General features: G+C 34.9%; 27 protein-coding genes and 1 pseudogene. 21 read left to right on the top strand and 7 right to left on the bottom strand.

Translation table 11 applies throughout. From position 1 onward, the window contains the following. Window positions 1-145: 145 nt before the first annotated feature. The 3 genes and pseudogenes from ACZ9EE_RS02555 to ACZ9EE_RS02545 form a co-directional block, all read right to left on the bottom strand. Window positions 146-253, bottom strand: a complete 108-nt coding sequence (locus ACZ9EE_RS02555; protein ID WP_476025120.1) for a transposase — start codon at window positions 251-253, stop codon at window positions 146-148. Next, entirely contained in the window at window positions 237-458 is a 222-nt protein-coding gene (locus tag ACZ9EE_RS02550) for a transposase (protein WP_476025119.1), read from the bottom strand. Before ACZ9EE_RS02550 ends, ACZ9EE_RS02555 begins: the two co-directional genes overlap by 17 nt. A 299-nt stretch (window positions 459-757) precedes the next feature. Then, window positions 758-1,185, bottom strand: a pseudogene (locus ACZ9EE_RS02545) (IS110 family transposase). Window positions 1,186-1,495: 310 nt separating this feature from the next. Here ACZ9EE_RS02545 and ACZ9EE_RS02540 point away from each other — a divergent pair. The 7 genes from ACZ9EE_RS02540 to ACZ9EE_RS02510 all read left to right on the top strand — a co-directional run bounded on the left by ACZ9EE_RS02540 (window position 1,496) and on the right by ACZ9EE_RS02510 (window position 7,373). After that, complete coding sequence (locus ACZ9EE_RS02540; RefSeq protein ID WP_476025118.1) at window positions 1,496-1,960, top strand: hypothetical protein; 465 nt, start codon at window positions 1,496-1,498, stop codon at window positions 1,958-1,960. Between the two features lie 161 nt (window positions 1,961-2,121). Next, the gene (locus ACZ9EE_RS02535) at window positions 2,122-2,496 is read left to right on the top strand and encodes a hypothetical protein (protein WP_476025117.1); all 375 of its coding nucleotides are present in this window, start codon (window positions 2,122-2,124) and stop codon (window positions 2,494-2,496) included. Window positions 2,497-2,953: 457 nt separating this feature from the next. Next, complete coding sequence (gene ltrA, locus ACZ9EE_RS02530) at window positions 2,954-4,282, top strand: group II intron reverse transcriptase/maturase (RefSeq protein WP_476025116.1); 1,329 nt, start codon at window positions 2,954-2,956, stop codon at window positions 4,280-4,282. Between the two features lie 67 nt (window positions 4,283-4,349). Continuing rightward, window positions 4,350-5,237, top strand: a complete 888-nt coding sequence (locus tag ACZ9EE_RS02525; protein WP_476032832.1) for a GNAT family N-acetyltransferase — start codon at window positions 4,350-4,352, stop codon at window positions 5,235-5,237. A gap of 91 nt (window positions 5,238-5,328) precedes the next feature. Continuing rightward, window positions 5,329-5,877, top strand: a complete 549-nt coding sequence (locus ACZ9EE_RS02520) for a nucleoside/nucleotide kinase family protein (protein ID WP_476025115.1) — start codon at window positions 5,329-5,331, stop codon at window positions 5,875-5,877. Between the two features lie 379 nt (window positions 5,878-6,256). Further along, entirely contained in the window at window positions 6,257-6,553 is a 297-nt protein-coding gene (locus ACZ9EE_RS02515; RefSeq protein WP_476025114.1) for a hypothetical protein, read from the top strand. Window positions 6,554-6,887: 334 nt separating this feature from the next. Beyond that, complete coding sequence (locus tag ACZ9EE_RS02510; RefSeq protein ID WP_476025113.1) at window positions 6,888-7,373, top strand: hypothetical protein; 486 nt, start codon at window positions 6,888-6,890, stop codon at window positions 7,371-7,373. Between the two features lie 432 nt (window positions 7,374-7,805). On the opposite strand, the gene ACZ9EE_RS02505 is transcribed toward ACZ9EE_RS02510, so the two are convergent. After that, window positions 7,806-8,990: a hypothetical protein gene (locus ACZ9EE_RS02505; RefSeq protein WP_476025112.1), complete on the bottom strand. Its 1,185-nt coding sequence runs from the start codon at window positions 8,988-8,990 to the stop codon at window positions 7,806-7,808. A 520-nt stretch (window positions 8,991-9,510) separates the two neighbouring features. Between ACZ9EE_RS02505 and ACZ9EE_RS02500 the strand changes: the two genes are divergently transcribed. The 9 genes from ACZ9EE_RS02500 to ACZ9EE_RS02460 all read left to right on the top strand — a co-directional run bounded on the left by ACZ9EE_RS02500 (window position 9,511) and on the right by ACZ9EE_RS02460 (window position 16,239). After that, on the top strand, window positions 9,511-9,723 hold the full coding sequence (locus ACZ9EE_RS02500) for a DUF6366 family protein (RefSeq protein ID WP_476032830.1): 213 nt from the start codon (window positions 9,511-9,513) through the stop codon (window positions 9,721-9,723). Window positions 9,724-9,901: 178 nt separating this feature from the next. After that, window positions 9,902-10,297: a GNAT family N-acetyltransferase gene (locus ACZ9EE_RS02495; RefSeq protein ID WP_476032829.1), complete on the top strand. Its 396-nt coding sequence runs from the start codon at window positions 9,902-9,904 to the stop codon at window positions 10,295-10,297. A gap of 97 nt (window positions 10,298-10,394) precedes the next feature. After that, window positions 10,395-10,829 carry an HIT family protein gene (locus tag ACZ9EE_RS02490; protein WP_476025111.1) on the top strand — a complete coding sequence of 145 codons (435 nt, stop codon included), beginning with the start codon at window positions 10,395-10,397 and terminating at the stop codon, window positions 10,827-10,829. A gap of 164 nt (window positions 10,830-10,993) precedes the next feature. After that, window positions 10,994-11,536, top strand: coding sequence for an HAD family hydrolase (locus ACZ9EE_RS02485; protein ID WP_476025110.1), 543 nt, complete (start codon window positions 10,994-10,996; stop codon window positions 11,534-11,536). A 231-nt stretch (window positions 11,537-11,767) separates the two neighbouring features. After that, entirely contained in the window at window positions 11,768-12,238 is a 471-nt protein-coding gene (locus tag ACZ9EE_RS02480; protein WP_476025109.1) for a DUF5662 family protein, read from the top strand. A gap of 250 nt (window positions 12,239-12,488) precedes the next feature. Further along, the gene (locus ACZ9EE_RS02475; RefSeq protein ID WP_476025108.1) at window positions 12,489-13,250 is read left to right on the top strand and encodes a DUF3891 family protein; all 762 of its coding nucleotides are present in this window, start codon (window positions 12,489-12,491) and stop codon (window positions 13,248-13,250) included. Window positions 13,251-13,625: 375 nt separating this feature from the next. Then, a complete protein-coding gene (locus tag ACZ9EE_RS02470) occupies window positions 13,626-14,204 on the top strand; it encodes a TetR/AcrR family transcriptional regulator (RefSeq protein ID WP_476025107.1) in 579 nt (192 codons plus the stop codon). A gap of 279 nt (window positions 14,205-14,483) precedes the next feature. Then, entirely contained in the window at window positions 14,484-15,182 is a 699-nt protein-coding gene (locus ACZ9EE_RS02465) for an SDR family oxidoreductase (RefSeq protein ID WP_476025106.1), read from the top strand. A gap of 58 nt (window positions 15,183-15,240) precedes the next feature. Next, window positions 15,241-16,239, top strand: coding sequence for an NADP-dependent oxidoreductase (locus tag ACZ9EE_RS02460; protein ID WP_476025105.1), 999 nt, complete (start codon window positions 15,241-15,243; stop codon window positions 16,237-16,239). Window positions 16,240-16,476: 237 nt separating this feature from the next. Here the strand turns inward: ACZ9EE_RS02460 and ACZ9EE_RS02455 are convergent, their stop codons facing one another. The 3 genes from ACZ9EE_RS02455 to ACZ9EE_RS02445 all read right to left on the bottom strand — a co-directional run bounded on the left by ACZ9EE_RS02455 (window position 16,477) and on the right by ACZ9EE_RS02445 (window position 19,420). Further along, complete coding sequence (locus tag ACZ9EE_RS02455) at window positions 16,477-17,847, bottom strand: MFS transporter (RefSeq protein WP_476025104.1); 1,371 nt, start codon at window positions 17,845-17,847, stop codon at window positions 16,477-16,479. A 127-nt stretch (window positions 17,848-17,974) separates the two neighbouring features. Next, window positions 17,975-18,421 carry a PaaI family thioesterase gene (locus tag ACZ9EE_RS02450; RefSeq protein ID WP_476025103.1) on the bottom strand — a complete coding sequence of 149 codons (447 nt, stop codon included), beginning with the start codon at window positions 18,419-18,421 and terminating at the stop codon, window positions 17,975-17,977. 531 nt (window positions 18,422-18,952) lie between these two features. Next, complete coding sequence (locus ACZ9EE_RS02445) at window positions 18,953-19,420, bottom strand: hypothetical protein (RefSeq protein WP_476025102.1); 468 nt, start codon at window positions 19,418-19,420, stop codon at window positions 18,953-18,955. Between the two features lie 308 nt (window positions 19,421-19,728). Here ACZ9EE_RS02445 and ACZ9EE_RS02440 point away from each other — a divergent pair, with 308 nt between their 5' ends. The 5 genes from ACZ9EE_RS02440 to ACZ9EE_RS02420 all read left to right on the top strand — a co-directional run bounded on the left by ACZ9EE_RS02440 (window position 19,729) and on the right by ACZ9EE_RS02420 (window position 22,854). Next, window positions 19,729-20,175, top strand: a complete 447-nt coding sequence (locus tag ACZ9EE_RS02440) for a hypothetical protein (protein WP_476025101.1) — start codon at window positions 19,729-19,731, stop codon at window positions 20,173-20,175. A gap of 202 nt (window positions 20,176-20,377) precedes the next feature. After that, complete coding sequence (locus ACZ9EE_RS02435) at window positions 20,378-20,743, top strand: DUF3888 domain-containing protein (RefSeq protein ID WP_476025100.1); 366 nt, start codon at window positions 20,378-20,380, stop codon at window positions 20,741-20,743. Window positions 20,744-20,885: 142 nt separating this feature from the next. Beyond that, window positions 20,886-21,185, top strand: a complete 300-nt coding sequence (locus ACZ9EE_RS02430; RefSeq protein WP_476025099.1) for a hypothetical protein — start codon at window positions 20,886-20,888, stop codon at window positions 21,183-21,185. A gap of 231 nt (window positions 21,186-21,416) precedes the next feature. Next, window positions 21,417-21,950 carry a DUF5662 family protein gene (locus tag ACZ9EE_RS02425; protein WP_476025098.1) on the top strand — a complete coding sequence of 178 codons (534 nt, stop codon included), beginning with the start codon at window positions 21,417-21,419 and terminating at the stop codon, window positions 21,948-21,950. 211 nt (window positions 21,951-22,161) lie between these two features. Continuing rightward, complete coding sequence (locus ACZ9EE_RS02420) at window positions 22,162-22,854, top strand: HAD family hydrolase (RefSeq protein ID WP_476025097.1); 693 nt, start codon at window positions 22,162-22,164, stop codon at window positions 22,852-22,854. Window positions 22,855-22,914: the final 60 nt, after the last annotated feature.

The following is a 22,914-nucleotide window of genomic DNA, read 5'->3' as shown; positions in this document are numbered from 1 at the left end:
TCTAATGTAAGAGCTTATTTACACAAGCAATGATGGCTACTTTGTACAGCTTACTTTCACTGCGTTTCTTATCGTAAAATTCTCTTAATCTCTAATTTCTAGGGATTATCTCATCACTCGTTTTCTTTTTACGTGAGTCACGTATTCAAGCACGAACAGCCATATACAAGGCATGTCTTGGTCGACTTGAACCACGTTTGGTAATTCGGACGAGTGTAGCTTTAAATTTACCGGATTCAAATACTTGGATCAACCCCAGCGAATGCGACAAGCTTTTTTGGGTGATTAAACCGGTCTATCTCACCAATCTCGGAAATAATCGTTGCCGCGATTTTCTCTCCAATACCGGGGATAGATTGGATAATCTTATATTCTTCAATTTCCTTAGCGAGAGTATCTATCTCTACCTCTAACTTTGACAGATGCTCTTTATATTTTAGAAGCATGTCGATATACATACTCAAGCTTAATAAATGACTTTTGTATAAAGTTTCTTGGAATGGATTTCGAGCTGCCGCATTCTTAAGATTTTGTACCTTTTCTTTTATCCATTTTTTTGATCCATGTTTATATAACTCTTTTATCCCATTAGCTAACTCATCTTCACTAACAGCTAATATATCTTTTGATGTAGGATATTTTTGCAGGGTAAGTAAAGATACTACAGAGTATAACTCCTCAAAAACTCCCTTATATTCGGGAAATACTTGATCTAATACTGCTTGAAATTGTAATTTGGTTTGTACATATATCTCAGTTATATTGCATGTTGCCTTGTGAGATTACGTAGGTTTAAGAGTCGTATTCCTTGCTTTTTATAGGGCTCTAGCTCCTCTTTATAGTAAAGCTCGCAGAGGCGATAGGCATCAACTGCATCTGTTTTCACTTTTCGTAAACTTGAACTTTTAGCCCTATGAGAAATCAGTGGGTTAACAATTATTAATAAATAAAGAGCTTCTCCAAATACTGCACTACTGGGGTATGATAATGTCCTGTGGCTTCCAAAACAACCGAAGGTTGCTGACCTGTTATTTCTTTTATCTTTTTGAGAAACTCTAACCATTTCCCTAGTCCATTAAGATTATGCTCAAAACAAAAGCTCTTACCGTATGGTTTTCCTTTATCCAGAAATGCTTGAACTTCACTTTTCCCTTTTGAAACATCCAGACCAACTACTGGATTCATTTTTAATATCCTCCTCCAATAAACAAATTCACCGGTACCCCTAATCCTTCTTGTAGTATCATAGCTTCTCTTGTTATACGAGATCTAAGTACCAACCAATCTCAAACATGTTTCCACAAGTAGGGGGCGAACGGTTTAGCTGACGAGGTCAATGCCCCACGGGTGCTTACGTTCTACCCCGGCTACAGCTATCATATATCGATATAAAAATGGTCAACCAGAAAAATTTTGTGGCTGACCTTATAATACGAAAGTGTGCTTTTTTTTCAATTCTCGTGGTAAAATATGGGTAAAATATAGGAGGTATTATTTGTGGATTTTAACTTTAATGGTTTTTTGTATTATACTTGTATCAGGTTGTACGACAAATAGTATTAAAACAGTAAAAGATGAAAGATTTAAAGTCAGTCCCACATTTGAAATTAAAAGTAAAACTGAAGAAGGAAAAGGTATTACTGTTGACTGGATTGGAGAAAAGGGACATTTAGCCATCACTAATAATCCATTTATGGTGGGAAAAACACAAAAATATATGTGGTTGTTTTGGGGAAATGAGAACAATCTAGTTGGAAAAAGTTTTAAGGTAATTGGATCTAATGAAAAAGGTGAGAAGTTAGCAGTTATTAAAGGCTACTTACTAGGTGGTGAGAACTGGGATGCACCAGCATCTTCCCCATCTGGTATTCAGCTGCCAACAAAAGGCTTATGGAAACTGGACGCTTACGTTGATGGAAAATTATTTGGCACTATTGTAGTTGATGTTAAAGAAAAATAAAAAATCCAGTAAGGCTTGTTCTTTAAGTTTTACAACAAATGGACTGTCTGAGGCAGTCCTATTTCTATTGTTCTTCAACTAACGGTGCAGTTTACTTGAAGAAGGATTTTCCATTTATGATATTGAAATGAATATGGAAGTCCTTTAGAAGAGGTGGTTTTGTGTTTAATCAATCTCCTTATGTTTGTAGAGTAGAGTGGGGTATTCGTGGTGCAAGAGAGGCAGCCGAGCGTGGCGACATTATTATAATTGTTGATGTTTTAAGTTTTTCATCAACTGTAATTTCAGCTTTGCACTATGGTGCAATTGTCTATCCATATCCTCCTAATTTAGACGGAAGAAGTTTTGCAGAAAAAGTCGGTGCTGAATATATATTGGGAAGAGCCGAAGCATCTAGAATAGGAAAACCAACCCTATCACCTATTTCTTTTACAAAAGAACATTCTCATAAAAAATATGTTTTAACTTCACTAAATGGTGCTTGTGCGGCCGAGCATAGGTCGTATCATATAGCGGGTGGGATTCCCGTCGAGTAAGAACTAGCCATTCGCTCGTAACGAGTCTTGGAGGGCTAAAGGTAACTTTAGTCTTTAAGCGTAGACAGTTAGGTAGCGGGCCGAAAGCCAAATGGTTGAAGGGATTGAGCTCCATAATGTTAGTAAATCGAGAGGGCTGATGCCTTAAGCACAGCAGAAAGCTACATTTTATCTTTCGTTAAAGGCAAGAAGGATAAAACCTCTCTGGAGTCAGAGACCTTGGCACGTTATACATTGATATGATACGGCAACTCGGGAGACCCTACCGGTCTTTTCTTTTTTTTAGAAGAGTATGGTGTACAAGCGATAACAAGCAAGGAAACCAAATGCCGATGTAGGGAGTCGGATAGCAGCGTAGTACCAATGAAGTTGGGTAATGCCGACGGAGGAAAGGCTAGCTACCAGTTATCACCCTTACTAGGGACACATTTACTACACACAGAGGTAGGGGAAATAAATGGAAACAAAACTACTAAGGATAGCAGAATTAGCAAAATCAAATCCTAAAATGAAATTTACATCTCTTGCACATTTATTAAAGGAGCAATCACTAGTTCAATGTCACCAGGAGCTACCTAACAAGAAAGCAACTGGGGTTAATGGTACAACCAAAGATCAATACGGTGAAAATCTAAAAGAAAACATAGAGAATTTAGTAAATAGGCTTAAAAGCAAAAGTTATCATCCTGTTCCAGTAAGGAGAATGTATATTCCAAAGCTCAATTCAAACAAGAAAAGACCATTGGGAATTCCGGAACATGAAGATAAGATTGTTCAAAGAGGCATTACGAAAATACTAAATACTATCTATGAAAATGATTTTATAGACTGTTCATTTGGATTCCGTCCAAATCGTAACTGCCACGACGCTTTGAAAACATTGAACCACTATATTGAAAAGAGAACAGTAAATTATGTAGTAGATGTAGATATTAAAGGATTCTTTGACAATGTTGACTACACATGGATGATGAATTTCTTAAAACTGAGAATCGCTGACCCTAACCTACTAAGAATCATTGGTAGATTCCTTAAAGGTGGATACATGGAAGAAGGTAAGAAATATAAAACAGACAAAGGCACACCGCAAGGTGGAGTAATATCTCCGATATTAGCCAATGTATACCTCCATTATGTCCTTGACCTATGGTTTGAGAAAAGGGTTAGGAAACAGTGCAAGGGACAAGCATACATAGTGAGATATGCAGACGATTTTGTTTGTTGTTTTCAATATAAATGTGAAGCCGAGCAATTCTTCCATTCATTAAAGTTGAGATTAAAGAAATTTAATCTAGAAATAGCTGAGGATAAAACTAAAATCATACCCTTCGGGCGGTTTGCGGAGCAAAATGCAAATCAACAGGGAAGGAGTAAACCGGCAACTTTTGATTTCCTTGGATTTACACACTATTGCGGTAGAAGTAAACAAGGGAAATTTCGAGTAAAACGGAGAACAAGCAGGAAGAAAGTCCAAGCTAAACTAAAAGAAATTAAAGAATGGTTGAAAATTAACAGAAATAAAGACATTCATATGATTATGGATAGATTTAAACGCTCACTAGTAGGTTATTACAACTACTATTGCATCACAGATAATACCCAAAGTGTAAACAAATTCAGAGACAAAATCGGGTACTTACTGTTTAAATGGCTCAATAGAAGAAGTCAAAGGAAATCATTTACTTGGGATAAATTCAGACTCTTTCTTAATAAATATCCATTACCTTACGCAAGAGTTAAGGTTAATATATACGACTTAAGAAAAGAAATTAGCTATATTTTGTAAATGATGACTAGGAGGAGCCGTGTGCGTTAATAGCGCAAGCACGGTTCTGTGAGGGGGGAGGAGTACAATCTACCGCAAGGTAGAAAGGCTCCCTTCTACTCGACTATGTACCTGGATTGCATCTAAAGTTCCTGCCCTTTTGATTGGTTCTCTTCTTAATGCTTCATCTGTATCCTCTATTGCAAATCAATTAAGAGTAAAATCTAATACAAATATAACTGTTGTCCCCTGTGGTGAACAATGGAACGATGTAAAAGATTATGACAATAGTCTCCGTCCATCAATCGAGGATTATTTAGGTGCTGGTGCTATCCTTTCTTATTTAGATGGTGAAAAATCCCCTGAAGCAATGGTATGTATCGGGGCTTTTCAAAATGCAAAAGAAAAAATCAACGAATTAATTTGGGAATGTGGAAGTGGGCGAGAATTACGTCAAAAAGGATTTGGAGATGATGTAAAGCATTGTAGCCGTATAAATGTTTATGAAACAGTTCCAATATTAAAAAATGACCATTTTGTTTCAGCACCTTTTGAAAAGTGTTTTATGAAAGAAATTAAATCAAATTCTCTTCAAAATAGTATAAGAAAACTCTTATCTTTCGCAACCTCTGAAAGAAATGTGGAACGTGAATATAACTTATACAACCAATCGCCGATTCGAGAATTGTATGGATATGACTTTGAAAATGATGTTATTGGTTGTATAGGAATAGAATTTTCAGGTCCAAATCGTTGTGAAATAAAACATATCGCAGTTTCAACAAACCATAGAGGAAAAGGAATAGGAAGTGAAATGATTGATTTTATCATGGATAAACATTCATTATCTTATATTTCTGCCGAAACTGATAAAGATGCTGTGAGTTTTTATAAAAATTATGGTTTCAAAATAGTAAGTTTGGGTGAAAAGTATCCAGGCGTGGAACGTTATCAATGTATTTTAGAAAGTAATTAGACATATTTTCTTCCACGAACACGTTTTGTTAAAAAAGGGAAGAGTTTCAATAACCTAGACCTAATAAACAACAAAATGATTGGAGGATGCTATGAATAAAGGAAAGTCACCATTTGTTATTGCTATTGCTGCTGTATCTGGTGGAGGAAAAACAACAATAACAAAACTTATAAATCAGAAATTACATAATTCAAAGGGTCTTTTTTTTGATGACTATGATTTCAATGGTCCAAAAGACATTGTGGACTGGGTAGATAATGGAGGAGACCCTAATGAATGGGATTTAACTCCTTTAATTAAGGATTTAAAAGCGTTATCAACTAAACCACTCGATTACATCGTCTTAGATTTCCCGTTTTCCTATAAACATTTTGAAGTAAGTAAATTCATTGATTTCTCCGTGTTTATTGATACTCCATTAGACATTGCTTTGGCACGAAGAGTAATTAGAGATCTTAGTGAGAGCTCCACTGTTAATATTATGTTTGATATGGAAAATTATATTTCTAGAGGAAGACGAGCTTATCTTAATATGCTTAAAACGATTAAACCGAATGCTGATCTCGTTGTTGATGGTACATTACAAGTAACCCAAGTTGCAAATATTGTTTTTGATAATCTAAAAAAAGTTGCCTTTTAAGCATATATAAGCAAAAAGATTGTGAAGTATTACACTTAAAGTAACGGGTGCAAGAGATAAAAATCTTAGCTGCCATATTGGTGGCTTTTTCTTATTCGACTAACGAGCAGTTTAGTTCAAGAAGGAATGTAATAAATTATTACAGAATTGATATGGTAGGAGGCGAAGAAATCCTGGAGAAGGGCAAAGGAAAGATTAACGAAATAGTGGACAACAACACCATTTATTATAATGGAAAATATAGATATTACCCGACTATTACAAATTTAATGGACATATTAGATGAAATTATTAGTTCCAATTCAACTACCAATACATTAGAATTACACCGTTTTATATCAATCAACAATTGGAAATGCAAATCGAGTTCGAGGAATTTATGTTTTACATTGAATGTAGAGAGTGGTTTGATGATAAAGTTCAGGAGAAGCACATTATCGAATGTCTTAATGTCCCTGATACTCCAAGGACACTTAATGATTTGAGATTAGGGGGAATACTGTATCCGTTATGTAAATATAACAATGTGGTGGCTTATCAAAAAGCACTAAAAAAATATAAAGAATCCTTAAATGAACTCCTACCAAAAATGATGGAAATTGCAAAATCAGAAATGGGATTAAAAGAAGAACATTTGCCTTTCGGATATTTCTGCTTTGAAATTCACAGTGAATAACTCGTTAAAATCAATACATTTCTATGTGCTTCTTCAACTAACGGGTAGCGATTGTTCAAAACGAGCAATCGCTTTTCTTGTATCACTAACAGGCAGGTTAAAAAGGATTATAAAAGTTTTGGGGTACGATCCGAATCAAAGATTCGCATCGTACCCCAAAAGCAGAAGGCAGCTAACCCCAGAACAACTCCAATTATAACACCTCAAGTGTTAATAATATGGGCATGTATAAAATTAGCACTATAAGTACCTATCACTAATTGTATAAAGTTGAAGTTGATGTAAAAGAATAAGGGTAAATCCGATAAAATACATCTCCATTATAGGTGGTATAATGAAAAACCAAAAATTATTTTTAATTGCATTACTGGTTGTTCCATGGCTAACTGTACCCTTTCTAAGTAAGAAATCATTTAGAAGATTTCTACCCACTGCCATATTTATGGCTACTTTTACTAAAGCCTTAGATTTTTACGGTGAAAAGAAAAATTGGTGGAATTTTTATAGCGGTGTCGGACCTTTTAACAGCATGAATTTTCTGAATTTCGGACCATACCTTGTCACTAGCCTTTGGGTGTTAAAAATGACTTTTGGTAAATTTCCGTTATATTTAATTACAAATACTGTTCTTCATATGTTCTTTATCTTTGGAGGGTTGAAATATGTTAAAGATTTTCGGATATTCACTTTAGAAAATTTAACAAAATTTAAATACCTGTTAATAAATTTCGTCAGGGCTTTAATCTTATATACTTTTCAATATATAACTGAACCTACTCCTACTAGGATAACCATTTTTAAAAAGAAGTGGTTTCGATAAACCTTCAATTACGAAGGTTTTTATTTATAAATTTCTTTACCACATTTTCACTTAAACTAACGGAGTGGGATACCTCAGAAGGAGATCGCCTTTTTTCTTTTGCGCAAAAATGATTGTGAAATGTTGTACTTAAACTTCGGGACAGTTTAGTTAAAGAAGGGAACACTTAAAAAAAACAATACTCAATAAAAAATGGTGCTTCACAAAAAAGGACCTATAACAAAAAATTGGCAGGAATGAGTCCGGTTCAATACCGTACCCATACCTGCCAATTAGCTGCTTAATATAAAACTCTAACTTTTCGGGGTCACCTCAAAAGCATTTAGCCCGATTCATCACAGTGCTCAATCCTTAGTAGTTGCTCTAACTAGTTGTCTTGGATTCTCTTCTTCTACGATATCCATTTAACTTTTAATCTCTTTTTCAATCATTTTATAAAGTTTTAACTAAGAAACTTGCAATTATAACGGATGCAACTGTTACGGTAGAAAACCCTGCTATTAACATAGGCGGGGATAGTTCATTTAAGAGTGTTTGTTGTTCATCCTCGGTTCGTCCAACACTGCGGCTAACTTCCTGACATAAAATATAATCGGCAGGAAAACCAAACATGGAAGTTAAGGCCATTGACATCCCTTTATAAGGGTGAATTTTTAATAATTTTGAGAAAATGAAACCTCCCCCTACAATACCGACTTGACCAACCACAATAATCGTCAACACCTGTGGAATAAAATGTAGGAATTGAATGAAGCTTACGGTACTCATTGAAGCTATTACAATAAAAATTGTTCCGAGTACCGCAATGCTTGAAGCTTTTGCTTTGTCCATAATATTTTCGTCATAAAATTTAAACCTTGAGCCTATTACACCAATGATTAAACACCATATGGTGGAACTCACTCCTGTATAGTTCCCTATCACAGTTGCGATAGAAGCACCAAGAAATAATTTAAATAAAAGAACATTCGCTGTATTAAATTCATATTTCTTTTTTGGTTTACTTTTTGGTGAGTTACCATGTAAAGGTGTATCTAACGCAGCCGCAACATACTTTTTTGGATCCGCCAAGTCCATTTTATCACGTAGAATAATCGCGTATTTTCGAAGAAAGTAAGAGGCAACCGGCATTCCAAATAATTTATGAACAGCTAAGACAAGTGCCGGAATAGCCACTAAATTTTCAAAACCAAGTTCTTTTAACTTAGTCGAGGTAACAATAAAAGCCACAATTCCCCCCACAATAGGCCCCATACCCGCCACAGCTGTTTGATAATTAAAGAGCATTGAAATAATTGGTAAAACTAAACAAATGGAAACGACTGTTCCTCCCAGTGCTATTAGAACAGCTTTATACTGCTTAATCATTAATGACAATGGAATAAGTGTACCTAAATGTACAACTAAAGGACCTGTCATTAAAACACCGATCTGACTAAAAGTCGATGTTTCCACAATATTTTTAGGGAAGACCCCTGTCCAAATTAATACAAGAAATCCTAGAATTGCAATTAGTAACATAGGTACTCTTGCTCGGGTTAATACAGAAACAATTTCTCCTATAGCAACTAATCCGAGAACTAACATTGCTGCAAATAATGGTTCATGAATTGTCATATAAATCCTCCTTAGATTTTAAATAAAAATATATTTATTTAACCGATTCTTTCGATTTTTCTGACTCCAAAGTGTGTAAATCAGAAGTTCTTTTTCAGAATGAATTGGTTTTTCTTAAAAAGAGATTCGTCCCTAATTACAAACGGAAGGAAATAAATGTTTTAGATTTCATTTTGTAGCCCAAAATTAAAAATATTCATACAAATGAATTTAATGTAATTTTGATTATAAAATATATTCTGAAAAAATACTATAAATATATCGAATTTGTGTCGAAATTTTTATTATTATCAATTTTTTTTGATTCTTTATAAAAAAATGAAAATTGAATTATGAAAGAACAGGTATTTCATAATCATGCTTAACCGAAAGAACAATCGAGGATTAACGCTTCATAACAAAAGGTCGTTGCTGCGGCTTTTTTTTGTTATTCAACAAATGGGCAGGTTAGTTTAAGAAGGAATAGACGAAATAATATAGAATTCATTCACAATAGAAACTATGGCAGGGGGTATTTAGTATCAATAAATACGATGAAACTCCTGAAGAAAAAAGAGAACGATTAAGACAAATGGAAACAAAAAATAATCCAACTGGTTCTTTACACGATTCATTAAATAGAGGAAGTAATGGGAATTTAACTGATTTAACTGGTGGGATGGGTTGGAAAGGGACAGGAATACTGATTGTTGTAATAATAGTTGGATTTGTTATATATAAACTGATTTTTTGAAGAGAGTGCTGCCATTAATCGAATGTGGCTTTTCTTATTGTGCTAACTGGCAGTTTTGTTCAAGAAGGAACTTCGGTATTTAATGTAGAAGTATTTCCCACAATAGTATATTGGGAGGGAGAAAATTGAACACACGCATTAGAGAAGCGACTAAAAACGATTATGATGTTGTTCATCTATTACAAAAGCAAGACCCGATCATTATAAACTGGCTGATATAACACTAGATAGAGTTTATTACGACACCTTAATTGATGAAGATAATACAAAAGTATTCATATTGGAAGCTGAAGACCAACAAATTGCTTATACAATCCTAACAATAAAAAAAACCAAGGAAAGATCAATCTCAATTCCTAAAAAAATTGTCTTTATAGAGGATTTTGGTGTTGATATTAAATACAGGGGTAAAGGCTTTGGGAAAGCATTATTTAAAGGAATATTGGAATACGCAGAGGGAATAGAAGCTAATTCACTAGAATTAGGTGTTTGGGAGTTTAATGAAGATGCTATAAAATTTTATGAAGCGTTGAATTTGAAAACAAAAATGAGACGAATGGAAATAGAGATTTAATGGTGCACTTCTCGAATAACAGTTGCGTTAGATCCAAGAAGGGTTTTTTATGTGGAATATCTGTACATTTATATCGAATTTTTGAAAGGGATAAAATATGGAATGTTTGGGTTGTTGTTTAGCTAATAAGCTTGCTGCTGTGAATATAGTTTACGAAAACGATTTTGTTTGTTGTATTTTAGACCACGACCCGTTTAATGAAGGTCACGTTATGATACTGTCAAAAAATCATTTTGAGGATGTTGATGAACTTGATTCAGATACAGCAAACCATATAATACAGGCATCAAGGTTAATTTCAAAGGCATTAAAGATTCTCTATAAACCTGACGGAATTACAATTTGTCAAAATGGAGGAATATTTAGCGAATTATCTCATTTTCACATGCACGTTGTACCGAGGTATAAGCACCAGTCGTTTGCCGAATTTTATATGGATGTGCCTTTAAACAATGAAAGTTTGAAAAATAAATTGTTAGAAACAAAGAAAGAATTAAAAGATGTCATCAAAAACATAATGTACATAAACTAAATAAACAAAGCGGCAGCATCTTGTTTCTTGTTCAACTATTGGTCAGATTACTTGAGAAGGCAGGTATTCCTATTAAGCTATTCGACTGTAAAGAATAGCTTTGTTCTGGAGGAAGATATAGATGAGCGAAAAACCTGAAATAGTATTAGATATTGCAGGAGTGATTGCAACAAACTTTTCACCAATATTTTGGGAGGATTTTATCATCAAAATTTGAAGTTTCATATGATAAGCTTATTAAGTTTAGACAGGAAGTCCGTGAAGAATTATGGTCGGGAAAAATTAAAGATGAAGAATTTTGGGCTAAGTTGATAGAGAGGTTCCCGACAATTGACAAAGGATATGCCGTAACCAAATTATTATCATTGATAACACCTTTGCCTGCTCTTGAAGAAATCCCGTTATGGAGTAAGTTTGCTAATATTCATTTGTTAAGTAATCATCGCATAGAATGGGTGAAACATATAATTAGACCCGTTGAAGATTACATTAAGAGTATAACTATTTCTAGTGATGTGGGATTTTGTAAACCACAAGTCGATATATACTTAATAGTTAGTGCCCGCTTTAAAGGCGAAGGAAATGTGTTATTTGTTGATGACCAAGAGAAAAATCTAATTGAAGCACGAAATTTAGGTTGGAATACTTTACTTGCAGACGATAAAGGTAAATGGATTAAAGATATTAAACATCAGTTAATGAACTAGCGGGTGCGATTGTTCAAGAAGAACAGTCGCTTTTCTTGTTCCCGACTGAATTAAGTCTAAATCGTAGCTAAAGGGTGCATTACTGGAACAACGGTAATGCCTTTTCTTATTGAAGTAACTGTGCAGGTTTGTTGATGAAGGAATTTTCTCTTTGTTAACAAAAAATGCAGGAATCACTAAACAAAAAGGAGAATAGACATAAATATTTAGTTGGGAGGGGGAGTTATATTTATGTTGAAAACGTACTGGAAGAACTTCCTGTATATCCTTAACCATAAAGTAAATGTTCTTGTTGAATGCTGGAGTGAGGGCTTATACCTCCAAGGAATAACCCACGATTTATCAAAGTTTTCACCAACTGAATTTTTTTCGTATGCCAAGAAATTCTTTTCTGGTAAGAAGCTAAGTGAAGAAGATGAATTAAAATGGAAGTATGCTTGGCTTCACCATCAACATAAAAATAAACATCATTGGGAATATTGGGTTATTGATCCAAAAAACAAAATCGCTTTGCCTATGCCCCAAAAATATCTAATCGAAATGGTTTGTGATTGGCGTTCATTTTCAAGAAAGTGGGGTAGGAAGTTCAAACCATCGGGACTAGACCTTACGGATAAGATTGTACTCCATCCAGATACAAAAAAAGAACTAGAAGAAATAATGAAAAGAAAAAGAGAATTAGACTCTAAAAATCCTGCTTGATGTCGTAGAAGATAACGTAATGCGATTATATGCAGCAGTAATAGTGGCAGCTTTTTTGTGAAATGTTTGTGAATTATTGGACATAAGCTAATGGGTAGCGTTTGGTTACTGGATCCAGATGGGTATTATTTACGAATTACTTCAAAACAATAAATAATCCTGTCCTGTTTTTTGAGGGTTATTTCCACATTTAAAATATCAGCTTTTTTACAGACAAAATAAGGTTATTTTTTATTAAGGGGAAAGAGCTATGATAGTTCTAGAAACTGGGGAACATTTTAAGATGACGACTCAGCACGATCATGCAATGTTTGCAGGAGATATAGCAAAGTATTTTGTAAAGGATCTATTTATTGATGATCAATATATGGATGCTGCTTTGTTAGCCATAAGGGAACATGATAGGGCGTGGATTGGTCTAGATCAGATACCTATATGGAACGATCAAAAGAATATACCGTTTTCATTTATGGATTATCCACTATTACCAAAGGTATTAATGTATACCAAAGGTATTGATGAGGTCGAAGAAATAAATAAATATGCAGGTCTACTTTGTAGCATACATTATTCTTCTTTCGGACATATACGTAATTCTAAACAACAAGATTGTATTAATTATATGAATAATGAGGTCCAAAGACAAAAAAGATTAAAGAATATTTTAAATAATCCCAAGGAAGAAATGATCAATCAGCATTTTAAATTATTGCAGTTATGTGATGAAATCTCACTTTACGTTTGTCTAAATAATGAAGGTGCGACTGCCACAAAAAGTGAAGAACATCCTTGGTATATAGATGGCTTCAAAACAATGATAGACCAACAGAAATATAGGGCTGAATGGAAAAGGCAAAACGAAATAAAGCTGGATCCATTCCCTTTTACAACTGAATTTGAGATTACTTTTAAAACAAAGTATGTATCAAAAGATTTAAGGGACGAAAAAGGGATAAATAGTGCCTATAATGATACTAGTTATACATATAGTAATTTAAAAATTGTAAGGTGATAATTTTGGGGTTACAAACAAGTGAAAACCTTAAATTTAAAAGGAAGAACTTTAACAATCTTATGGCATAACACCACAACTAGTATAATTTTGGGTTTCTACAAACATAGGTTGAATTCCTTGTTGAACTATCCCGCCAGTTACTTCAACAAGAAAAAATGACTGCGTGAGCGATCATTGCCGGAAAGTACTTTTTACTCAAGCCCCCTTAAGTTGCAAGAAACAATAAAATGTAGAAGAGATTGTGGAGTTTCCTTATTTGAGCTATAGGTAGTTTCACTACATTTGATAATATTTGGAACAATTATTAGGAGATTACTTTCTTTACCGTTCGTTCTCAATATGTTATAGTGACTACGGTAGGAGGGAAATAGAATGGCAAGAAGTAAAGAATTCGAAGAGAACGTAGTATTAGACAAGGCGATGAAGCTCTTTTGGGAACAAGGTTATGAGAAGACATCCATGACCGATCTGGTCGAGCATATGGGAATCCATCGCAGAAGTTTGTATGACACATTTGGCGACAAACATACGCTGTTTTTGAAAGCTATGGATCGATTTCGCGATAAAGTCAGTGCTGAGCTTACGGGAGAAGTTAAACGCGCCAAGAATGCAGCGGAGGCTCTTCAGTTTATTTTTAGTTTCATGATATATGGTGAAGAGAACTCTCCTTCAGGCTGTTTAATGGTGAATTCGGCGGTGGAATTGGCCATGCGCGATACTGATGTGGATTCAAAGTCCACTGAATCGTTCACACTATCAGAGCAGCTACTCAAGGATATTATTCTGTGGGGGCAAGAGGAGGGAGAATTTACTTCAGAGTGTGATGCCGGCGAACTGGCGGAACATCTGCACACTGTGTGTGTTGGGTTAAGGGTAATGACAAGAACCTCCCTTCCAAAAGAAAAATTACACCGTATAGCCAATTTATCGATAAAACTTTTAGATAAATAGTTCCTATAAGAGAAAGTCTGAACTGTAGTAAAGCTTTCTCTTATGAAGATATCATTACTTGTGCATTTTTTAGAATGATTGTTCTCATATGTGAGTCTTGCCTTACTTAAAAATTATCAATGAAGGGATCATTCCATTGCGCTTTTTAGAATGACCATTCCCGTATAGCGAGACCTGCCTATGCACAAAACTTCTCCTTAAGGAAATCATTACTTGCGTAGTTTTGAGGAGTAAGACATTTTGTTGTACCAAAATAAATATTAAAAGGAGCACATAAGAATGAAAATTTCTGAACAAGTCGTATTTGTAACCGGCGCGAACCGAGGTTTTGGACGCCACTTAGCTCTTGAACTTCTATCCAGAGGGGCTAAGGTTTATGCCGGTGCAAGAAATCCGGAGTCCATTGACATTCCCGGTGTTATTCCTGTGAAGCTTGATATTACCAACCCTCAAGAGGTAGCTGCAGCCGCTATGGTCGCTAAGGATCTTACGCTTTTGATCAACAATGCAGGATCGTCTACAGGTGCTTCTTTAATAGACGGTGATCTCGATAAAATACATTTGGAGTTTAATACGCATTTCTTTGGCACTCTTTCCATGGTTCGAACTTTCGCACCGATTCTAGCAAATAATGGGGGAGGCACGATTCTGAATATTCTTTCCGCATTATCTTGGGTCAGTTCGGGAACTGTTGGCGCTTATACAGCTGCAAAGGCGGCAGAGTGGGCATTGACAAACGACCTACGTTTAAATCTCTATCCTCAAAATGTGAGAGTAGCTGGATTACATGTAGGCTTCATGGAGACAGACATGACATCGAGCTTAGAAGTTCCCAAATCCAACCCTGAGAATATCGCAAAAATTGCTGTTGATGGATTGGAATCCGACAGCTTTGAAATTGTTGCTGATGACGTGAGCCGAAATATCCAAAGAGTTTTTGCTGGTGGTGTATCTGCGATATACCCACATCTCTCCTAAATTCTTGGGCATATACACCTTCAGGCACCAAAAAATGGTAAAGGAAGAGGATGATAAAATGAGAGCTGCTCAAATGCAGAAATATTCAAAAGAAGTTCAAGTGGAATTGAATGATGTTAAAATACCAGAATTTAATAGCCGGGAGGTACTCGTTAAAGTAAAAGCAGCAGGTGTTAATCCATTAGATATCCTTATTTTAAATGGAAGTATTCGAATGATCTCTGATTATGATTTACCATTAACTTTAGGAAATGAACTATCTGGAGTTATTGAGGCTGTTGGAAAAGATGTTAAGAACTTCCACGTTGGTGACCACATTTATACGAGGTTGCCAGTTAATCAAATTGGAGCTTTTGCTGAATATGCGGTCGTCAATGAAGATGCTATATCCATAATGCCTAAAAATCTATCCTTTATTGAAGCAGCCGCTGTTCCTCTCACTGCTTTGACTGCTTATCAAGCATTAAATGACGTACTCAATGCTCAGCCTAACAAAAAGCTATTTATCCCTGGAGGAACCGGCGGCTTTGGTGCTATGGCAATCCCTATCGCCAAATCAATGGGGTTATATATTATAACAAGCGGCAGTGAAAGAGGTAGACCCCGCACACTGTCGATTGGCGCTGATAGATTCATAAATTACCATGAGGAAAACTATGCCAACATTTTATCTGATATAGATTATGTTATTGACACCTTGGGAGCAAAAGAGATAAAAGCAGAACTTGGTATTTTAAAGCCTCAAGGGAAATTAGTATCATTAAAAGCCGTACCTAATTATCGCTTTGCGGTTGAAAATAATTTTCCAGTGTGGAAAAAACTATTGTTTGGTTTAGTGGGTGCTCGTGTAGATTCTTTAGCACGTAAACATAAAAATGAATATCACTTTTTATTCGTGCAGGCCAATGGCAGTCAGTTACAAAAAATCACTAACCTTGTTGAAAGGGAAAATATCACGCCCTCTATTGATTCAATTTATAATTTTAATGACATTAACAAAGCATTAATAAAAGTTTCTACTGGACACTCACAAGGCAAAGTTATTGTAACCTTTTAATCTAAAATTTAAGTACGTGGAAGAACTCTTGTAAACTATAAGGTGCTTTCCTTTTATAGTTCCAGCTACCGATAGGGTAGCTTTTATTTATTTCGCAAACGGGGAAGTTCAATTATAAGATGACTCACAACTGAAAAAATTATTTTATTGACCTCCTTTGGAAATAAAACAGCACCCTTGAAAGAGTGCTGGAAACCTATTTATGGAAGTCCTATTTCTATTCAATCGATGAAGAATTTAACTTTGCTCCTTTAACCTAGCTCTACGAAGATAGAAGACGTATATGAAACCAGTCATAATGTTAATAATCGAGAAGCAAATAAAAATATTTCGATAAACCATTTCCAAAGTTAAACCTTCTTGAATGGTTATGAGTAATCCAGAAATAGTCACTCCGAGACCCGCACCGAAAAATTGCATTAATTGGACGATTCCTATCCCCGAACCAATTTGATTGATGGGCAAGATCCTTGTTATCTCGTTTGAAATACTCGAAGAAATTGCCGTAAAGCCAACGCTAGCAAACATATAAATGAAAAGGATAAAATAGGGATTTGCAGAAGAGAACCATGCAAATAAGATTGAGGCACTTAATAACAATAACTGTCCAAAAATAATTAAGGGTGCATTCCCAAAACGGTCAATGAATCTTCCTATATATATGCCAGCAACCATGGCGATAATGGCACCCGGAAAAATCATCAGTCCTAGCTCTGCTGGTTCTTTACCGAATACAGTTGTGAGAATAATAGGCATTAAAAACAGAAGTGAAAAGTTAATGAAAAAAGCAGAACAATTAATAAGAAGGAGCTTTGTATATTGCTTATTTCTAAGTAGGATTACAGGGATAAACGGTTCTTCCGTCTTATTAAGATATTTCCAACATACCGCAAAAAGAACGACTGTTCCTAATAGTATCCCATACGAAAATGTAGATAGAAAAAGTAACAGACCTGTTACACAAAGCCCCGTAAGAATAGCACCGAATAAATCGAAATGACCTTTTTTAATCACCTCATTAGGCAATAACTTTAGGAAGAAAGGAATAGACAGGACAGAAAAAATAGTAACAACGAAAAGATAATTCCATCCTAAGTATTGAGTAATCACTCCCCCTAGTACAGGACCTAACCCAAATGCCAAAGAGGCAGCTGAAGCAATAATCGCCATCGCTTTTCCACGCCTTGATAGAGGGATATACCGCCCAGCCATGATCATACTTAATCCCATAACGGCTCCTGCTCCAGCTGCTTGAAGAATTCTAACTCCTAATAGGATAAAAAAATTAGTTGAAAAGAAACCGATGACTGATGATATTCCTAATAGGCAAATTCCATGGAGTAGAAGTCTTGAGAGGGGAACAAAATCAGATAGGCGACCAAAAGTTAAAGTTGATATGGCAAACATGATGGAATAACCTGATACCAGCCATGAGCCCAAGGATGAACTTAAGGATAAGTCTTTAAGTATAAAGGGTAATGCAACATTAAACATGGTTGTATTCATTACCACAAGCAAAGTGGTAACACTCCATAATAAAATGAGTTTATTCTCTTGTAATTGCACCGTGCTTTCCATTTTGGAAGGAGCCGTTAGAATAGAAGGCATTTGTTCCCACCTTACCTTTTTAAAATTGGTAAAATTGAACTTTACATCGTACTACAAGCTAAATGATAGCTAAAACTTTATGGACCTTACTTTGAATGGACTTTCTTTTTACAAGAGATTAGTTATATTATTCTATTTTCAATCTTTTTCCGGCAGAATTACCCTTCAAAATCATACATGTACTTGTAGAATGTGCCACAAGACTTTGTTTTTCATCATATACATGACACTCCAGCAATCCGACTGATGAACCTTTTTTTATTAATTTTCCCTCAGCTCGAAGTCTAGATTTAAAAATAGGTTTTAGGAAATTTAATTTAATATCGATCGTCGTAAAAAGTTCGTCCTCAGCTAACGTAGTTACAAATGCATAGCCCATAGCGGCATCGGATATGTCACATAAAATCCCTCCATGTAGTGTACCCATCGGATTGTGTAATCTTTCTGTGGCATCCATTTCGACCACAACCTTCCCTTCCTCAACATCTGTGATGTGAAAACCGATTACCTCTGCAGCCGGCGAACCAGGTATTTCGCCCTTTGCCATTTTCTTCAAAAACTCTAAATGATTCATTCTTTTCAGCCTCCATATTAAAAATAAAAAAAGATTGTACAAATTATTACATTTTTAGAACGTTCATTCTAAAAATGGTAATCTAATACCGCTAAAGTCGAATCAATGATGTTTTGAAGTTTCTCTTTATCTTTCGTTGTTTTGGCTAATACTCTTACCCCAATAAGTGAATTATGAATAAATTCAGGTAATTTTTCTATATCAAATTGACTTTTCGTAAAACCTCGGCTTCATCAATTCTTTGTGTCTAGCCATATTCCCCCCTTTTTTTAAAATTTTATCATTTTTAGAATGATCAGTAAAGAATATTTCAACTATTCAAATAATGAGGGGTTATGAACAGCAGTAACCAAAATGTACTTAACGGGTCGCATTAGTTTAAGATAGAGGTCGCTGCGGCGGTCTTTTTTTCTTGTTGAACTATCTTGCAGTTTAACAGAAGAAAGGGAGTATTGGTAACGGGTTATAGATGTGCATAAAAACAGACCAAATTAAATTGGTCTTATTGTACCCCATATCCCGGTAGTTGTATTAGAAGTTCGTTACGTAGGTATCTGGAGTAATGTCGGTAAATTTATAAGTGTCTTCTCCATTCTTGGTTGCAATCTTTAATTCATCCATACGATCATTCAGTTCCAGGGAGATTTTTTCGCCTAAATTCTCAGCATTTACAAAAATTCCAGAAAACTTATTTTTGTCTTGAGTAATTCCTGCAAAAAGCTTTGTGTTTTGGCTCTCATTCTTAACATATTGCTTTAATTGGTACCTCCCGTGATAGTTTGAAATAACTATATAAGAATCCTTATTAACCCAAAAGCCATATATATTTGAAGGGGTTGGTCCTTTTTGATTTATTAACGATGGTTTATTTTCTTTTGTTGGGCCACTTTGAAATTCAACTATTTTCTTTTTAATTTCCTTTTGAACAGTTTGCTTTTCATCACAAGCGGATAAGCTTAATAGCATCAAAACGACTACTGCTGCCTTTAATAATTTCAAATCCCTACTTCCTCCTTAAATGGAAAAATTTATATAAAAAGTTTAAGATAAAAAGGTGATAGAATCAATAATTTTTTATTTTTCAACATCTTTTTTTGAGAATTTACAATTAGGAAAATGATGGAAGATGGTTTTTTCCTTTTCCATTACTGTATTGTGAAGAAATGTACTTAATCTAACGGGTCGCTTTAGTTGAAGAATCGATCGTTGAAAGACGGTCTTTTTTTATGGAGTAAACAAAATCTCTAAAATGTTTACTCCACGAACAAACTTGTGAAAGAATGCACTTAAAGTAACGTGCAGATTACTTGAAGAAGAAAAAGGAAGAAATATCCATACCCATGATATATAATCAATATCAGGGAGGGGTGGTTGTGATAATAAAAAGGACTTTAATGTTTTTTCTTGTTTCAGTTGTATTATTAACTGCTTGTTCAGAATCTAAATTGATAAATTTTGTTGGCAAGAGTGAAAATTGGCAAGTTAAATATTCAGTTACTGTGTTTGATGAAAAAAGTGAATCATCAAAAGTTACAATAAGATATATCGGAGAAAAGCCAGTTCCTAAAAAGATAAAATATAATGTCGAAACCGCTACTGGTAAAACAGGGGGTGAAACTCCTATAGAGAATGGGGTATTGGCAACAGGTGAAGATTCTTGCAGTGGGTGTTCAGTTACCCAACAAAACGAAAAAATAACGGCAACCATAACTTGGAATCATAAATCAGAAACATTCATTTTAGAAAATAAATAATGAAAAACACTCTCGGTTAAGACAATAATAGTTTTTTTCACTCTTCTTATTCAGCTAACGGGTGCTTATGTAAAAGACGAGATGCTGCAGCAATCCCGTTTTCTTATTATGCAAACTGAGCAGATTGTTGTTGAATAATTCATTTTAGTTCTTAAAAAACTAAAATGAGGTGATTCTTAAGAAAAAGATCGTAGTTATACTTATGATTGGAATGTTTTTAGTGTTTACTCACACAAGAGTTAATGCGAAAACAATAAACGAAGCTGATACAGAATTGTGTGAAACTTTAAAAATGGCACTTATAAAGAGCAATAGAAAATCAGTAGATAGAGCAATTACTCAAATTTATAAAGACGACAAAAAAGCACAAGTACTTGGTCTTTCTTGGGCTGGATTTGAAACTGAACTGCTCAAAATAGAGCAGGTATATGGGATTGGTGGATTATATGAAATAACATTGAAGGTGTACCCTTACTATGCTGCTCATAATGGTTATGGGGAGGATGAAGTTGTGATAAATACAAATGGTGAACTAATCAGTTATAAACATTTGAAAACATATCCTTGAACTTAAAACAGTGCGATTGTTCAATAAGAGCAATCGCTTTTCTTTTTCCGCCAACGTGGCAGGTTAGTGGAAAAAGGTATTGTTTTGTAATTTGTTGAATTTAATAAGAAGAAATCAACTGCAAATTTAACAGGAGGACACTATGACAATTTATGTCTTTGAATTAGAGGCTATTCCCCACTTAGATAATCCAGAAAGAGAAATATGTATCGGGGCAATAGTACTTTGTTTTGCTAAATCAACAAATATGAAATCAGCTTTGAATAAAGCGAAACAGTACGTGAGTAATCAAGGTTGGGAAGTAATAAAAGTTGAAGACCAATTTATCGGAAGTCGAGAAATGTATGAAGGCGAAGATGAGGCAATACTCGAATGCTTTGATGAAGCAATGGAATATGGAGTCTCTGGAATCTTTTATACTTGGGAAAGTGAAGATGATTAAGAGGACGATGAATAGTGTTATGCCATTATTTAAGATGGTTTTTTTAACAGATTAGACAGTTATTTAAAATTTTCCTTGATTGTAAATTTCCTTACTATATTAACGGTGCTTGAGCTTAAGGATGTACGCTGCGGCGGTCTTTTTTATTATTGAAGTAACTGAGCAGGTTAGCGACACAAGGAGTATAATAGCAGTTGTTTAAAGCTGTAAGAAATTGTAAATGATAATCCTATGAAATCACAAAAACGTTCTCGACGCATCCGCTTCAACATTGACGGAACTTGTGCGAACTTTGTTCATTATTCTAATCCGCTAGTACCGTTAGCATGGTCATTTTTCCTTCCAGGCTTTGGTTTCTTTTTAATGGGTCAATTTGTTCAGGGGTGGCTTTTGTTCTTATGGGAAATTGCTGTTAATGTAAGGGGTCACTTTAATACTGCCATTTTGTATACACTGACTGGACGTCCAGAAGAGGCAACTAGGATTCTCGAACAGGATGGAAAGTGGATCGTCATACTTTACACAACAACGTTTGTTTTTTGTGATCCAAAAAACAAAATTGCTTTGCCTATGCCCGAAAAATATCTAATCGAAATGGTTTGTGATTGGCGTTCATTTTCAAGAAAGTGGGGTAGGAAGTTCAAACCATCGGGACTAGACCTTACGGATAAGATTGTGCTCCATCCAGATACAAAAAAAGAACTAGAAGAAATAATGAAAAGAAAACGAGAATCAGACTCTAAAAATCCTGCTTTGCTGTCGTAGAAGATAACGTAACGCGATTATAAGCAGCAGTCATAATAGCAACTTTACTGTGAAATATTTGTGAAATATTGTCCTTAAGCTAATGGGTGCATTACTAGAACAACGGTAATGCTTTTTCTTATTGAAGAAACAGGGCTGGTTAATTGAAGTAAGTATATTGAATGATGGTATAGAATAAAAGTAAAAAAGTGTTCAGGGAGTGGGGGACACGATGATTAAGGCAGTCATATTTGATTTAGATGGAACGTTGTTAAATAGGGACGAATCGGTGAAGAAATTTGTTGATAATCAATTTGAACGATTGAATAAGTGGGGTAATCACATACCGAAAGATAAATACATTTCACGATTTATTGAACTCGATAACCGTGGATACGTGTGGAAAGATAAAGTATATCAACAACTGACTGAGGAACTGGACATTACAGGAATAACCTGGGAGGACTTGCTTCAGGATTATAAAAGGGAATTTAAGAATAATTGCATCCCCTTTCCAAATCTTTATGAAATGCTGGAGGAGCTGAGGAACAATAATCTTACCCTCGGGATGATTACAAATGGAATAGGACAATTTCAAATGGATAATATAATGGCTTTAGGTATTGAAAAGTATTTTCAAACTATCCTAGTATCGGAATGGGAAGGACTAAAAAAACCTGACCCCAATATCTTTTTCCGAGCTTTGAAACAAATCGATGTTTCGCCCAATCAAAGTGTTTATGTTGGCGATCATCCTGAAAATGATGTGAAAGCTGCTCAAAATATAGGAATGCATGGAATTTGGAAAAAGGATATTCAATGGCCCAATTTCACAACAGATTTAATCATAAATGATTTAGGGGAATTGCCTTTAATTATTTCAAACTTAAGTAAGACTAATAACGTATCATGGAAGCGTTCCTGAATAAGCGGGAACGCTTTTATATAGCATTGGTTATTAATGTCGTCTATGACATAAATAACG

The sequence above is a fragment of the Bacillus sp. URHA0034 genome (genome assembly GCF_056280405.1).
This window is presented reverse-complemented; position numbering and strand designations above follow the sequence as displayed.